This is a genomic window from Citroniella saccharovorans, assembly GCF_035481615.1.
Lineage (GTDB): Bacteria > Bacillota > Clostridia > Tissierellales > Peptoniphilaceae > Citroniella > Citroniella saccharovorans.
This window is the reverse complement of the sequence record NZ_JAYKOT010000003.1, coordinates 1438398-1453249: the sequence shown is the minus strand read 5'-3', so window position 1 is coordinate 1453249 and position 14852 is coordinate 1438398. Positions and strand designations below refer to the sequence as shown.

The window sequence follows — 14852 nt, the reverse complement described above, 5'->3', positions numbered from 1 at the left end:
TGAAGATTTATGATAAAGCAAGACGGGAAAAATTACTACGCTTTTGGAGAAACTATGAAGCTGTGTGGTATTTCGGAGTCTAGGTTAAACCATATTGTTAAAGTTTATATTCCTAAGGGGTCTTTGAAAGTCCCAGGGCTTGATCACTTAAAAAGGCATTATTTTTCAGAAGATATGGTTCAAGAGGTTAGTAGGATTTCTAAGCTTATTGATTACAACAAAGTAGCTGATAAAAAGATAGAAATAATCAAAAAGAAAAAGGATTATAATCTTGGTGATTATAGGGACTATAGTATTGAGGGTTGTTTGAATCTCATTGAAGCTGTGACTCTTCTTGCAAAGGAAGATTATATTAGGTCTTATGGCGAGCTTATGTACGGAAATCTAAATCCTAGACTAAAGGAGTTTTTTGAAAGGACTGTAAAAGACTGTGAGGACTTTTTTAGACATGGATTCATTACCGAGTTCGTTGGAAATATCGGTGACGAGATTATAGAGGACCTACAAGCTAAGGCTTACGCAAGGTATGGAAGGGGGTTTAAGGTTGGATATTAAGGATGAGTTAAAGATGATTTTTTATCTGGATAGTCTAATCGATTCAGAGCTTAGGCAATTAGAGGAGCTTAAAAGCCTTAAAACGACGATTAAATCTTTCGATTACTCTTTGGATAAGGTAAAGACGTCTCCATCAAATAAATGCTTCACAGGAACTGTAGACAGGATCGTGGACTTGGAGTCTAAGATTAATTCTGATATTGATGAGCTTGTGGCAAGAAAGGAGAGGGCGATTATTCTTTTTAGTCATCTTGATGGGGATAAAAGGCTTCTTATGTCTATGAGGTACTTAAATAAAAAGAGTTGGCAGGATGTGGCTGACAGTCTTTTTTGTAGCTTGAGAACTGTTCACTATTTGCACGGAGTTGCTTTAAATGAGCTTAGGGCTATTCTGAAAAGTTAGTTTTATTTTAAAAGTTTGCACACTTTTGCACACTTTTTATGAAATTTTGCACACTTTTGCACTAGTCTCTGTGGTATACTATATGTGTGAAAAGTTGATTTTATGAAACTTTCCTAACTGTAATTTCATAAATTTACCTCTTTTTCGTTAAAAGGCTCTCTTTTTTGAGGGTCTTTTTGTTTTGATAGGAGTTTTAACCGACAAGGAATTTCGCTACCTCAGGAAAAAGCCTCCTTTCATAGCGGCTAGTAAGCGAGTAGGCTCGGGAGTGGCTAGACCGGCAGCTTAAAAATTAGAAGATTTAGCCATACTTAATAGGATTTTTCATTATTTTATCAGTGATTAGGGAATATATACTCGTTCATTTTATGGCAGGGGTGGGAGCTTAGAGTATGGCAAGAAAGTTTGCAAAGAAGTTTTATAATTCAAAGAGGTGGCAGGCTTGTAGAGAAAGTTACATAGGGAAGCGTAGACTTGTGGATGGTGGTATGTGTGAGCATTGCAGGTCTAGGCTTGGATATATAGTCGACCATATAGAAGAGCTGACTGAAGATAATATAACTAATCCATGGATAAGTTTAAATCATGATAATTTGCAATACTTATGTTTGGAGTGTCACAACAAAAAGACGTTTGGTAAAGGTGGGCTGTGTTGTATGTTCGACGAGGAAGGGCAGCCTGTAGAAAGATAGCCCCCATAGATTGAGATACCAACAAGTGTTCTAGGACCGAAGGGGCAACTTTATTTATCATGAGTGAAAAAACTTCCATAAGGGGTGAGAATTTTGACAGACTTAGAAAGAGATAAATTACTTAAGAAAAACATAAACAAATATAAAAGAATTTTCAAAAACATAGATGAAGATAAAAAGACTTTCATAGAAAAGTTGTACGTTGAAGCTGCTTTCATGGAGCAAACACTTTTTGAACTTCAAGAAAGAATAAAAGAAGAAGGAGCTGTGAAGACTTTCACCAATGGAAATGGATTTGAAGTCGTGCAAGAACACCCAGCAAGCAAAACGTACAACACCATGATACGAAACTATAATGGAATAATTAAAACTCTAATTGAACATATACCAGAAGACGCAGAGGAAGACGAGTTTACAAAATGGCTCGATAAATAATGACACCTTTTGAAGAATACCACACTAAAATTTATGACGGAACAATCGTATCATGTGACAAGATGAAGAAAGTCGCTGAAATTCTTTTAGAAAGATTTATAAGTCCGGAGAATATCACTTTGACTTTGAACTTGCAAATAAACCAATAGACTTTATAGAAAACTTCTGCTATGTACCTGCTGGGGATATAGGACAAAAGCTAAAACTAGAATTATTTCAAAAAGCACGAATACAAGCAATCTTTGGATTTGTAGATGATGAAGGTTATAGACAAATCAATGAAGTTAATATCATAGAAGGGCGTAAGAACGGAAAGACAACAGAGTGTGCAGCAATAGAACTCTACATGCTCATGGGAGACGGAGAAGGTGGAGCTGAAATCTATAATATAGCCACCAAACTTGACCAAGCGAAGAAAGGTTTCAACGCTGCTGTAAACATGAGACTTCAAAGTAAACTCTTGAAGAAGCACACAAAGAAGAGAGCTGCGGACATATACTTTCCAGCAACAATGTCTTTTATAAAAGCAATGGCTAGTAACACATCAAGCCTTGACTCACTAGACGCACACTGTGTAATAGTAGATGAGCTTGCAGCAATAAAGAATAGGGATCTATATGACTTGATGAAACAGTCAATGGGTTCAAGAAATCAACCTTTACTATTCACCATTTCAACAAATGGATTTGTGAGAGACTCTGTGTTTGACGCACAGTATGATTACGCTGCAAGATGGCTAAAAGGAGAAATAAACGATCAACACTTCTTGCCTTATATCTACGAACTAGACACATACGAAGAATGGGACAACCCTGACATGTGGATTAAAGCAAATCCAGGACTTGGAACAATAAAGAAAATTGACTACTTGGAACAAATGGTACAAAAGGCAAAAGATGACCAAGCTTTTAAACCAACAGTAATGGTTAAAGATTTCAACATGAAACAAACTGATGAGTCCTCGTGGTTGAGATACGAAGAACTTAACAACGAACAAGTATCTTCAATAAAATACGACTACTGTATTGGAGGATTTGACGCAGCAGACACAACAGACTTGAATTTTGCTGTGGCTTTATGTCAAAGACCAGGAGATGAACAAATACAAGTTAGAAGCATGGCTTGGATACCAGAGAAAGTTATCGAAGAACAACAAAAGTCAGGGAATAGAGTTGAAAGAGATAAAGTACCATACGACTTGTGGAAGAAACAAGGATACTTAAGAACTTGTCCAGGTGGCAAATGTGACAAAAGAATTTTCTTAAATTGGTTCAAAGAACTTAGAGATGAAGAAGGACTGTATGTAATGTTCATAGGATATGACCCGTGGCATATAGACGATACACTACTAAGAGAATTTGAAACAGAGTTTGGTAAAAACTGTATGATACCAGTACGACAAGGAGCAATAACACTTTCTCAACCTATGAAAGACTTGAAAGCTGAACTCATAGAAAAGAATATAGTTTATCAAAACAACCCAATTTTAAAATGGTGCTTGATGAATACTTCAATAAAAACCGATGTTAACGGAAATATTCAACCAGTAAAGAAACTAGACCATACACAAAGAATAGATGGAACAATAGCACTATTGTGTGGATATAAAGTTTTACAAGACAACAAAGATAGATACATCAATATGAATTAGGAGGTATCGCATGGAAATATATATAAAATTCGCTGATGGTACAGAGAGAATAATAAAAATAGACTGTGACAAAAAAGATATCATTTATGATCAAGAAGATAATGGAATTACAAAGATATACGTAAAGGATGAATTGGTCCATATATTTAATCTAAATGAGATTTGTCACATGCAATTTAAGTAGGTGAAATATGGGACTTTTTTCAAATCTTTTTAAAAAAGAAAAACAAGAAGTACTTTTAAATGAATACTTTGAAACTTTGAACGCATATACACCAGCCTTTACAACTTTTGAAGGTGGACTATATGAAATGGAACTTACAAGAGCCGCAGTCCACAGCTTTGCGACTCATGTAAGTAAGCTCAAGCCAGAAGTAAAAGGTTCAGGGAATAAAACCTTAGAAAAGAAACTACAGTACAAACCTAATCCTTACCAGGATACAACAAAGTACTTATATAGGCTTGCAACAATCTTTCAAGTACAGAACAATGCTTTCATCTTGCCACTTCATGATGATTATGGACAAGTTACAGGTTTCTTCCCTCTACTCCCTCAAAGTTGTAGGTTGACAGAATACAAAGGGAAGCTTTATTTGGTGTACGAATTTGGAGTTGGCAAAAAAGGAGCAATTGAATTTGAAAAAGCGGGACTACTGAACCAGTTTCAATATAAGGATGACTTCTTTGGAGAAAACAATGCGGCACTTCAACCAACACTTGAAGTAATAGACACCAATAACCAAGGAATTATTGAAGGTGTGAAATCAAGTGCTAACATAAGATTTTTAGCGAAACTTGCACACACTTTAAAAGAAAAAGATATCGAGGACGAAAGAAAGAGATTTACAGAGAACAATCTTAGCTCTTCAAACACTGGTGGAGTTTTACTCTTTGACCAAAAGTACGAAGACATAAAGCAGATTGAAAGCAAACCTTATATCGTGGATCCAGATCAAATGCAACAAATAAAAGAAAGTGTCTTCACTTACTTTGGAACGAATGAAGCGATCTTACAAAATAAATTTAATTCTAGTGAATGGAATGCTTATTATGAAGGCAAGATTGAACCCTTTGCAATCCAACTTAGCTTGGTACATTCTAATATGGTTTTTTCAGATAGAGAAATAGCTTTTGGTAATAATATAATCTTCACGGCTAATCGACTTCAATATCTTAGTAATGATGAAAAGTTGTCTACAGTGACACAACTTTTCGATAGAGGTTTCATAACACAAAATCAAGGACTTGAAGTCTTTAACATGGCGGGCATAGGGGACGAAGGAGATAAAAGATACATCAGAAGAGAATACGCTGAAACTTCAAAACTTGACGCAGACACCGTTCAGTATGAAGAGCAGGAGGACAAAGAATAATGCTAAAAGTAATTTGGGGACCACCTTGCAGTGGAAAGACAACTCACTGTCAAGAACAACTTAAAGATAAAGATGTTGTCTTTGATTATGATCAAATAAAAAGAGCATTGATCTATGGGAAAGACTATGAAATTATAGACTGGATACAAAACCTTGTAATCAAAATGAGGGGAACTTTTCTAAGAACATATAGCGAAGATGAAGATATAGAAAATGCTTACCTTATAGTCTCCTATCCAAGTGATGACTTGAAGAAATTCATAGAAGAAGATATTGGGATAGAAGACGTAGAATATGAAAAGATGAAAACCTCAAAAGATGAGTGTTTGAAAAACTTAGAAAAAGATAGCACAAGACCAGATAAAGATAGAGAAAAGAAACTCATAGAAAAGTGGTTTGAAGACCATAAAGAAAAGAAGGAAGATAAAAAGATGGACAATTTCAAAAAAGATAGACAATATAGAGCAGTCCTTGAGAAATTAGAAACTACACAAAAAGAAAAAAGGATAGATACTGACTACTATGTAGAAGGTTATGCGACAAGGTTTGAGCCTTACTTACTCTATGAAGATGAAGACGGCAAAGTCTTTGAAGAATTTGATAGAGAGTGTTTCAAAGACACAGATATGTCTGACGTGATTATGCAATTTGACCATGCTGGAAAAGTCTTTGCAAGACAATCAAACGGAACTTTGATAGTAGAACCAAATGACGAAGGACTTTTCATTGCAGCAGACTTAAGTAAGTCAAGTGCAGCAAAAGAACTTTATGAAGAAATAGAGTCAGGACTTATAACTAAAATGTCCTGGGGTTTTAGAGTAGGAGACTACGACTATGACAAAAAGACTAGGACTATTAAACATAAGTCCGTGAAAAAAATATTTGATGTTTCTGCTGTTAGCAGACCTGCTAACGAAAGCACTAACATAAATGCTAGAGATCTTGTTCACGGAGTGATTGACAAGACCCTGAAGGAGAGTCAGGAGCGCAAAAGATTAGAATTAAAAATTTTACTAGAACTAGAAGGAGAAAGATAATATGAACTTAAAAGAAATTGAACTAAGACTAAAAGAAATAAAAGAAGAATTAAGAAATGAAAACGCAGACGTTGAAGCTTTAAAGAAAGAAACAGACGAGCTAATCGAAAAGAGAAATAATCTTTTAGAAAACGAAGAAACAAGAAAAGCTTTACTTGACAATATCGCCAACCAAAACTTTGGTGTAACAGTAAGAAGCTTTGAAGAAGATGAAGAAACAAGAAAAGTTTATGAAACAGAAGAATATAGAAGTGCTTTTTTAAAAAATCTATTAGGTTTACCATTGGAGGAAGCAGAAGAAAGAGCCTTCGTACACACAACTGAAAACACTGGACAAGTAATACCAAAAGAGCTACAAAACAAAATCTATTCATTGATGGAAGAAAGTCACCCAATCCTAAAAGACGTTAATGTTTTACAAACAGGGACAGTGATTTCAATCGTAAAGCACGTTTCAATCAACGCAGGGGACGCTAAGAATGTAAAAGAAGGGGAAGCTAACGAAGACGAAAAAAACACTTTTGTTAATGTGGCACTCACTGGAGAAGATATCTCTAAACATGTAGACTTCTCTTACAGGCTTGGTAAGCTATCAATCCCAGCTTTTGAAGAATATCTTGTAAAAGAGATAGGGGATAGAATAGGTTCACAATGGGCAAAGAATATAGTAGCTCAAATCAAAAAGGACTTACACACTGATAATAAACTTAAAGCGAAAGTTAGTGGAAGTCTTGAACTTGGAGACGTACTAAAAGCTTTAGCAGAATTAAAATCAGTAGGCAGAACTTATATCTACTCAACTAATAAAGCTTTCTATGGTGCAATCGCAAATATGAAAGACGCAGATAGAAAAATATCATTTATACCAGATTATCAAAACGCAATCGTTGGACAACTTTTAGGAATAGGCATCAAGCAAGAAGACGCACTTGCAGAAGATGAAATTCTAATCCTTGACCCAGGCCAATACACTGAAAATGTCGTTCAACCTCTACTAATCGAAAGAGATAAGAACATCAAAACTCACGTACACACAATAGCAGGTATTGTAATTTCAGGTGGTACTATGACAAACGATAAAGCAGGAGCTTTAATCACAATAGGAAGTGCCGCATAATGTTAGAAGTCATACAAGCCTTTGTAGACAAGTACAATCCTGAAAAGATTTACAGGATAGGAGAAAAAATCAAAATTGAGGATAAAGAAAGAGTCCAAGATATGATCGAAAGAAAACTTGTCAAAGAAATAAAAGAAGTAGAAGAAGTTAAAAAAGTTAAAGAAATTAAGGAAGCAAAAACCAAAGGGGCAGAGTAATCTCTGTCCTTTAACTTTAAGGTGGAGATAAAATGCTGGATAAAATAAAACTTGACTTGAGAATTAGTCATGACCTCATAGATGAAGATATAGAAGATAATATCGAAGCTTGCAAACTTGATTTGAAAAGAGTAGGTATTGTCAAAATAGATGACGAAGACCCTTTGATAATCAAAGCTATCAAGCTGTGGTGTAGATATCAGTATAACTTCGAAAATGAGGGAGACAGATACAACAAAGCTTACTCAATGTTAAGAGACGCTTTGAGTTTATGTGGTGACTACAATGTACAGTGAAGTAATAGAATTAATTAAAAAAGAATACGACACTGACGAAACAGCGGAACTAATCGAGATTGAGACCAGTAGAGAAGTCCTAGCAAAGATGATGAGCATAGGTCAAAAAGAATTTTATCAGGCTATGGAACACGGGCTACAACCTGAAATAAAATTTGAGATATCAGACTACCTAGACTATCAAAATGAAAAAGAATTGATACACGGAAGTACAAGATATCAAGTCTTGAGAACCTACAGGAAAGGTTTAAGAAGTTTAGAAATAACATGCTACGGAGGTGTTAATATTGGGAATGCCTAATGTTAAGATGAAAATCAAGGCAAGAAAAGGAAAGGTTGAAGTTACTTATGAAAGTAAAGTAGACCAAGCCCAATACCTTATCACAGAACTTTCAAGAGCAGCACTTCGAGACACAGCGAAGTATCTTAGAAAAATTGTAGTCATGGACTTAAAGAAACTTCACGGAATGAAAAGACATAGAAGACCTTACAATACTCAATATTGGGTAAGGAATAAAGAAGCAGATTTACAGATAGGTTTCAAGCATGGGGCTTGGTACTCTGTGGGTCAGGAACTTGGAGACATGGGAATGAGAAAAGTCGGCTCACTTAGAAATACGACTTATGACAACATAGACCAGATACAGCAAATTCAAGCACAATATTTAAGTGCTTTGAATGGGGAGCCTTCAGATCCAGGAGACGCTGAATACAAATCGCCACCAGGTGAAGAATAATGAGACACTTAAAAACACAACTAACAACACAATTAAAAAATGTATATCCTAAGGTGTACTATGAAAACGCACCAGATGACGCAGTCTTTCCATATGTAGTCTATAGTCTAGGTTCTAGCTACAACAATAGAGCTAACTGCATTTATACACTTGACTTAGACGTGTGGGATAAAAGTACATCAAGTAAAAGAGTAGATGATATTACAAAGGATCTAATAAATAAATTAGACCTGACAGGATATATCGACGAAGAAATTCAGTACTCACTTTATTTTGATAGGACTGTGGACACAGGTAGCGAAGACAAGACACTAAAAAGAAAAACAGTAATCTTTGAATTAAGATACACAGAGAGGAGTTAATTTATGGGAGTATGTAATATAGTAAACGGAATTACAGCAAATACGGCTCAGCACTTTCTACTAGACGCAGGTGCTTTTTATAAGAATTATGACTTTGAAAAAGACACAGTAGAAACTGCAAAAAATAAGCTGATAGGAGCAACTAAAGGCGGAGGAACTTTCAAAGCCGTACCAACTTTTAGAACAATAGAAGTCGACGGAGCTAGAGGAAAAGTAAAAGGTTCTGAAATCCTTGAAGATTGGGAAGTAGAACTTGAAGCGAATGTTATTGAAGTTACAGCAGAAAACCTTGCAATGTCTTTAGCAATATCAGTTACAGGAAACGTTAAAGAAGGAGTATATACAAAAATTGAAGGTAGAAACTGTATAAAGCTTTCAGACTATATAGAAAATATAACTTGGGTAGGAACCTTATCGGGATCAAATGACCCTGTAATAATACAAGTATTTAATGCTTTGAACAGCAAAGGTATAGAACTGAAACTTGAAGATAAATCAGAAGGTGTAATCCCTTTAGCTTTCACAGGCTACAATGACGGACAAGATACATCAAAACCACCTTTTGTAATTTACTTCCCAACAATACCAGAAGAGAGAGCATAGCATGAAAGAATTTAGAGAGCTGAAAGGAAATGATATCTTTAAAGTATCTAGAATTCTTTCAAAAATGGATATCAAAATTGAAATCACAGAAGGTATGACCCAGGAGCAAGCAGGAGCTGAACTTGTCCTGAAAATCTTCAGTAATTTACACCTGGCACAAAAAGAAGTAAACGAATTTTTAGGAAGTCTTACAGGTGTGACTGGAAAAGAAATAGGAGAACTTCCTTTAAGTGAATATCTAGACTATATCGAACAATTCAAAAATATAAAAGGAATAAAAGATTTTTTAGAGCGAGCGAGCAAGTTGACGAAGTAGAAGTCACTGACTTGCTCCTTTTTAGATATGGAGATATGAGGTATCCTCTTGACTTAGATTTTAAAACTTTCATAAAACTTGTAAACAAGGCTTTACAAGAAAAACAAGAAGATATTTTAATTCAAAGATGGATACCTTACCAATCGGAAATTAGCTTTACGGACTTCAAAGATAAATTAATTAAAGTAAAGCATACTACAAAGGACACAAGAACAGGTAAAGAAATTTTAGATCAAGTAGAAAATATTTTAAAAAATTTACACGGAGGTGATGACTTATAGAAATATTTAAACTCATGGGGTCAATTTTCATTGACTCTGACAAAGCAGATAAATCTTTACAAAAGACGGATTCTAAAGTCGTAGCCTTAGGTAAGAAGTTTCTTTCAGGAGCAGGAACTGTAGCAAAATGGGGAGCTGCTATCGGTGGAGCTGCAATTGCAGGTGGGGCGGCTCTTTTTGGTATGGCTAACAAATCGGCAGCAGTTGCAGATAGAGTAGACAAGCTTTCACAAAAAATAGGGATAAGTCGTAAAGGCTTTCAAGAATGGGATTTCATTTTATCCCAATCAGGAACAAGTATAGAAAAAATGCAAGTCGGAATGAAGACCATGGTTCAACGTATGGACGAGTCGGTGCAAGGCACAGGCAAAGGTGCTGAAGCTTTTAAACAACTTGGAGTATCGGCCACAGACTTGAACGGCAATCTTAAAAGTCAAGAACAAGTATTCGAAGAAGTCGTAACGAAAATGCAAGAACTTCCTGAAGGTGCTGAAAAATCACAACTTGCCTTTGATATGTTTGGTAAAGCTGGACTCGAACTTATGCCACTTTTAAACTCTACAGGTGGCTCTGTGGAAGAACTGAAACAAAAAGCTGAAGAACTTGGTTTAGTAATGAGTGATGAAGCAATAAACGCAGGAGTAGTCTTTACGGACTCTATGGACCAAGTAAAAAGATCTTTAGGTACGGTTGTGGCAAAAGTAGGAATTGAAGTAATGCCAATTATTCAAAGCTTTTTGGACTGGGTAATAGCTAATATGCCAATGATACAATCTGTAATAAGCACAGCTTTTGAAGTAATAGGTAATTTAGTTACAGCAGCTGTAGATATCTTTCAAAATTATCTTTTGCCAGCATTTCAAGCTATTTTTGACTGGGTACAGACCAATTGGCCAGCAATACAAGAAACAGTAGGAAGTGTAATATCAGAGATTGTTGAGATAGTTAGTGCAGGAGTTGAACTAATTCAAGCTGCATGGACACAGTTTGGTGGAGTCATTATGCCAATAATCAATAATATTTGGGATGGCATAAAAGGCATAGTTGATGCGGCCATGAACATAATTAAAGGCGTGATTGATGTAGCTATGGGCCTCATCTCAGGCGATTGGTCAAGAGTTTGGGACGGCATAAAAGGTATTCTAAGCGGCGTATGGGATGCCATAAAAACCATTGTCCAGACAGCCATTGATCATGTAAAGAATGTAATAAACGCTGCATGGGAAGTAATAAAGAGCATAACATCAACTGTATGGAACGGTATAAAATCGGCTATTGATGGAGTGTGGAGTGGTATAAAGTCAGGGATAAGCAGTGCCATAAATGCGGTAAAAAGTACAATCGACAGCATATGGAATGCAATCAAAACAACAACTACTAATACTTGGAACGGCATAAAATCGGCTATTGATGGAGTGTGGAATGGAATTAAGACAGGTGTCTCAACTGCTGTAAACGGAGTCAAGACTACAGTGACAGATGTTTTTAACTCAATAAAATCTACAGCAACTACTATATGGGATGGAGTAAAAAGCGCTATAGAAACCCCTATTAATGCTGCTAAGAAAGTAGTTAGCGATGCTATTAACGCTATAAAGGATAAGTTTAACTTTAAATTTCAGTGGCCACACTTACCAATGCCGCATTTTACTTTTTCTGGTTCAATGAACCCATTAAAGTGGGCGACTCAAGGAGTACCAAGAATTGGAGTAGAATGGTATGCGAAAGGTGGTATTTTTGATAAACCAACGCTTTTTAACACACCGTACGGACTTAAAGGTGTAGGAGAAGCAGGACCTGAAGCAGTAATGCCTATAGAGAAGTTACCTGAAATATTAGGATTTGAAAAGTTTGACAGTATGATAGAAATTTTAGAAGTAATCGCTAAAAAGAATACGAACGTATATTTAGATAGAGATACTTTGATAGGTGCTATCTTAGATGAAATAGATAGAAAACTTGCAGACAAGCAAGACTCAAATAACTTTGCTTACGGGGGCGGACTATGATAAAAATTGAATTTAATAATAAGACTAACAGAGAGTTTGCCCTCGTAGTGCAGAATTTGACTAGAAGAAAAAGAGCAGAAGAAAGAATAGAAAGACACACAGTTGAAGGTAGGTCAGGTCAGATTATAGATAGACTTGGCACCTTTGAAAGCTATGAAAGAGAAGTGACCTTCGCAAACTTTGAGAAAGACAAAGTAAGAGATATAAATAAGTGGCTATCAGGAAACGGAATTTTAAGAACCTCTGTAGATCCTGATGGCTTTTTTTATGCTGATGTAATCGACGTAATGGAAAGAAATCCTCTAGGTTGCTGTAGAAATTCAATGAAAGTCACCTTCTTAGTTGAACCTTTCTTTTATCTTGAAAGAGGAAGGCATCCAATAAAGACGGATAAAAGTATAAGTATATATAACCTTGGGACTATATATTCAGAACCTGTAATAAAAGTGCATGGGAGTGGAAACGGAAAGCTTTCTATAAACAATAAAATTATTAACTTAAGCAACATAGAAAATTATGTAACCATAGACAGTAAACTTAAGATTACACACAAGGACAACTTACCAAAAGGAAAAGACATGGAAGGTGAGTATCCTATCTTTGAAGAAGGTAGAAATTATATATCTTTTAGTGGTGGAATTACAAAACTGGAAATTGTCCCATACTGGAGAGAACTATGATAAGACTTTTTAACAAATCGGAAACTGACTTTAATCACATTGAGACAATACTCAACCCATATAAGTGTCATGTAAAAGAAGATGAAAACGGAATTTTTGAGCTAGAGTATGAGTCTAAGTTGGATAAAAGACTAGAAAATGGAAAGATAATTAAAGCTCCAACACCTAGAGGGGAACAACTTTTCAGAATTTACAACTCACACCATGACTTGAGAAAGACTACAGCAAAAGGAAGACATATCTTCTATGACCTACTGGGAAATTTTATAGAAGATTCAAGACCAACTGCGACAAATGGTGCGGGAGCCTTGAACTCAATTCTTGGAGGAACTCTATATCCTCATAGATTTAAAAGCACCTCAAAAGTAGGTACAATATCAACTGCTTACTACGTGAGAAAAAACCCAATTCAAGCTATGCTTGGGGCTGACAACTGCCTGATAGCAAACTGGGGAGGATATATAAGAAGAGACAACTTCCTGATAGAGCATATAGTCGAAGGTAGAGATAACGGCTACGATATCAGGTATGGAAAGAATTTACAAGGTATAAGCGAAAGCATAGACGACAGTAAAGTTATCACAAAAATAATGCCGACGTGGGTGGAAGATAATATCGTCCATATGATACAAGAAAAGTATATAGAAAGCCCTCTTATAGACTCATATGCTTATCCAAAGGTAGCTGAAATCAGGATTGAAGTACCCGAAAGTGTAGAAGATAAAGAAAAGTACGTAAGAGAAGAAGCTAAAAAGTATTTTACAGAGCATAATATTGATAAACCAATAGTAAATTATGAGGTCAACTTTATAAGTCTTAGAAATACAAGTGACTACAAGAAGTACGTATGGCTTGAGGAACTTGACCTTTACGACGTAGTACACGTGATAGTACCAAAACTTGATATTAACTTGAAATCTAATGTAATTTCTTATAAGTACGACTGCTTGAAAGAAAGATTTGAAAGCATAGAGATTGGTAACTTTACAAACTCTATGGCAAAAAACACTGGGACACTAATCAAAGAGATAGACTCAAAGATAGAAGTAAAAGCTAGTGAACTTGAACAAAAACAAAAAGAAGCTACGGACAAACTAAGTGGAGTATCAGGAGGAAACATAGTCACAAGAACTACTGCGGACGGAAAGCCTTTTGAAATTCTTGTAATGGATACAGCCGACATGTCCACAGCTAAAGAAGTTGTAAGGATTAACAAAAATGGGATTGGTTTCAGTCACAATGGAATATTAGGACCTTATAGTGTAGGAATTACAATAGACGGTCACATAGTAGCTGACTTTATAGATACAGGAACTTTAAGTGCTGACCTACTCAAAGCAGGTGTCTTATCGGATAAACAAGGGAAATTTATTTTAAGCATGGACAAGGGATCTTTTAACTTGGCTAATAAAATCATATACGATCCACGGACAAATAATTTAAAAATCTCACTTGTAGACGACTTGAAGAAAGATACAGAAAGCAAATTTGAAGCACAAGCAAAAGAGATTGACCTAAAAGTTGGAAAAGACGGTGTAATCTCCGCTATAAATTTAAGTCCTGAAAATGCAAGGATCCAGGGGAAAAATATAATCCTTGACGGACAAACTCGAGTTAATGGAGATTTTCAGGTTAGTGGTAGTGCTGTCTTTGGGACTATTAGCGGTAGGGATGTGAGGTTTGAGCACTTAAGTGCAAATTCGATAACTACTGGAACTTTAACGACTAACTCTAGTGGGACACACACGGGAACTGTTAGTAACTCCTCATCTTATCTGTCAGGAAATTATAGGCAGGCTTCGATTAACGGATCTGCTACTAGTCTTAATGCGAACTCAAGTGCTTTTAGTTTTGACTATGGATCAAATACTTTTGAGGCCCAGGGAAGAATAGCCGCAAATCCGAATGGCAATAGGCACTCGCTGGAACAAAATGGTCTAACTCTTATGAATGGGTCGGGCTGGTTCAAAGCTAGTTATAGTAATGGTTTTGCCATTGGCTGTAGCGGTCTTTTAAATCTTCAAGGATCTCCAATACAAGCCGGAGGATATCCGCTCATAAGGGCAAGTGATGGCACGTGGAAGTGGAAGGAGTAGAAAGGATAAGTT

General features: G+C 35.9%; 21 protein-coding genes. All 21 read left to right on the top strand.

Features of this window, described 5'->3' with window-relative positions; translation table 11 throughout:
* Nucleotides 1-9 precede the first annotated feature (9 nt).
* The 21 genes from VLK81_RS09690 to VLK81_RS09590 all read left to right on the top strand — a co-directional run bounded on the left by VLK81_RS09690 (nucleotide 10) and on the right by VLK81_RS09590 (nucleotide 14840).
* Nucleotides 10-555 (top strand): hypothetical protein, encoded by a 546-nt coding sequence (locus VLK81_RS09690; protein WP_324618915.1) that lies wholly within the window; start codon nucleotides 10-12, stop codon nucleotides 553-555.
* Nucleotides 545-958: a hypothetical protein gene (locus VLK81_RS09685; RefSeq protein WP_324618916.1), complete on the top strand. Its 414-nt coding sequence runs from the start codon at nucleotides 545-547 to the stop codon at nucleotides 956-958. The genes VLK81_RS09690 and VLK81_RS09685 overlap by 11 nt, the downstream gene beginning before the upstream one ends.
* A 392-nt stretch (nucleotides 959-1350) precedes the next feature.
* Nucleotides 1351-1650 carry an HNH endonuclease gene (locus tag VLK81_RS09680; RefSeq protein ID WP_324618917.1) on the top strand — a complete coding sequence of 100 codons (300 nt, stop codon included), beginning with the start codon at nucleotides 1351-1353 and terminating at the stop codon, nucleotides 1648-1650.
* A gap of 93 nt (nucleotides 1651-1743) precedes the next feature.
* Nucleotides 1744-2085: a hypothetical protein gene (locus VLK81_RS09675; protein WP_324618918.1), complete on the top strand. Its 342-nt coding sequence runs from the start codon at nucleotides 1744-1746 to the stop codon at nucleotides 2083-2085.
* A complete protein-coding gene (locus VLK81_RS09670) occupies nucleotides 2085-2234 on the top strand; it encodes a hypothetical protein (RefSeq protein WP_324618982.1) in 150 nt (49 codons plus the stop codon). Before VLK81_RS09675 ends, VLK81_RS09670 begins: the two co-directional genes overlap by 1 nt.
* On the top strand, nucleotides 2180-3736 hold the full coding sequence (locus tag VLK81_RS09665; protein ID WP_324620525.1) for a terminase large subunit: 1557 nt from the start codon (nucleotides 2180-2182) through the stop codon (nucleotides 3734-3736). The genes VLK81_RS09670 and VLK81_RS09665 overlap by 55 nt, the downstream gene beginning before the upstream one ends.
* A 10-nt stretch (nucleotides 3737-3746) precedes the next feature.
* A complete protein-coding gene (locus VLK81_RS09660) occupies nucleotides 3747-3920 on the top strand; it encodes a hypothetical protein (RefSeq protein WP_324618920.1) in 174 nt (57 codons plus the stop codon).
* Nucleotides 3921-3927: 7 nt separating this feature from the next.
* Nucleotides 3928-5109, top strand: coding sequence for a phage portal protein (locus tag VLK81_RS09655; RefSeq protein ID WP_324618921.1), 1182 nt, complete (start codon nucleotides 3928-3930; stop codon nucleotides 5107-5109).
* Nucleotides 5109-6146 (top strand): HK97 family phage prohead protease, encoded by a 1038-nt coding sequence (locus VLK81_RS09650; RefSeq protein WP_324618922.1) that lies wholly within the window; start codon nucleotides 5109-5111, stop codon nucleotides 6144-6146. Before VLK81_RS09655 ends, VLK81_RS09650 begins: the two co-directional genes overlap by 1 nt.
* Nucleotide 6147: 1 nt before the next feature.
* The gene (locus VLK81_RS09645; RefSeq protein ID WP_324618924.1) at nucleotides 6148-7263 is read left to right on the top strand and encodes a phage major capsid protein; all 1116 of its coding nucleotides are present in this window, start codon (nucleotides 6148-6150) and stop codon (nucleotides 7261-7263) included.
* Nucleotides 7263-7460 (top strand): hypothetical protein, encoded by a 198-nt coding sequence (locus VLK81_RS09640; RefSeq protein ID WP_324618926.1) that lies wholly within the window; start codon nucleotides 7263-7265, stop codon nucleotides 7458-7460. The genes VLK81_RS09645 and VLK81_RS09640 overlap by 1 nt, the downstream gene beginning before the upstream one ends.
* A gap of 32 nt (nucleotides 7461-7492) precedes the next feature.
* Nucleotides 7493-7756: a head-tail connector protein gene (locus tag VLK81_RS09635; protein ID WP_324618927.1), complete on the top strand. Its 264-nt coding sequence runs from the start codon at nucleotides 7493-7495 to the stop codon at nucleotides 7754-7756.
* Nucleotides 7746-8057, top strand: a complete 312-nt coding sequence (locus VLK81_RS09630) for a phage head closure protein (protein ID WP_324618928.1) — start codon at nucleotides 7746-7748, stop codon at nucleotides 8055-8057. The genes VLK81_RS09635 and VLK81_RS09630 overlap by 11 nt, the downstream gene beginning before the upstream one ends.
* Nucleotides 8050-8493, top strand: coding sequence for a hypothetical protein (locus VLK81_RS09625; protein WP_324618929.1), 444 nt, complete (start codon nucleotides 8050-8052; stop codon nucleotides 8491-8493). The genes VLK81_RS09630 and VLK81_RS09625 overlap by 8 nt, the downstream gene beginning before the upstream one ends.
* Nucleotides 8493-8855 (top strand): tail completion protein gp17, encoded by a 363-nt coding sequence (gp17, locus tag VLK81_RS09620; protein WP_324618931.1) that lies wholly within the window; start codon nucleotides 8493-8495, stop codon nucleotides 8853-8855. Before VLK81_RS09625 ends, gp17 begins: the two co-directional genes overlap by 1 nt.
* A 3-nt stretch (nucleotides 8856-8858) precedes the next feature.
* Entirely contained in the window at nucleotides 8859-9458 is a 600-nt protein-coding gene (locus tag VLK81_RS09615) for a hypothetical protein (protein WP_324618933.1), read from the top strand.
* A gap of 1 nt (nucleotide 9459) precedes the next feature.
* Nucleotides 9460-9774, top strand: coding sequence for a hypothetical protein (locus tag VLK81_RS09610; protein WP_324618935.1), 315 nt, complete (start codon nucleotides 9460-9462; stop codon nucleotides 9772-9774).
* 35 nt (nucleotides 9775-9809) lie between these two features.
* On the top strand, nucleotides 9810-10055 hold the full coding sequence (locus tag VLK81_RS09605; protein ID WP_324618937.1) for a hypothetical protein: 246 nt from the start codon (nucleotides 9810-9812) through the stop codon (nucleotides 10053-10055).
* Between the two features lie 14 nt (nucleotides 10056-10069).
* The gene (locus VLK81_RS09600) at nucleotides 10070-12064 is read left to right on the top strand and encodes a phage tail tape measure protein (protein WP_324618939.1); all 1995 of its coding nucleotides are present in this window, start codon (nucleotides 10070-10072) and stop codon (nucleotides 12062-12064) included.
* Nucleotides 12061-12744, top strand: coding sequence for a hypothetical protein (locus VLK81_RS09595; protein WP_324618940.1), 684 nt, complete (start codon nucleotides 12061-12063; stop codon nucleotides 12742-12744). The genes VLK81_RS09600 and VLK81_RS09595 overlap by 4 nt, the downstream gene beginning before the upstream one ends.
* The gene (locus VLK81_RS09590; RefSeq protein ID WP_324618941.1) at nucleotides 12741-14840 is read left to right on the top strand and encodes a phage tail spike protein; all 2100 of its coding nucleotides are present in this window, start codon (nucleotides 12741-12743) and stop codon (nucleotides 14838-14840) included. The genes VLK81_RS09595 and VLK81_RS09590 overlap by 4 nt, the downstream gene beginning before the upstream one ends.
* Nucleotides 14841-14852: the final 12 nt, after the last annotated feature.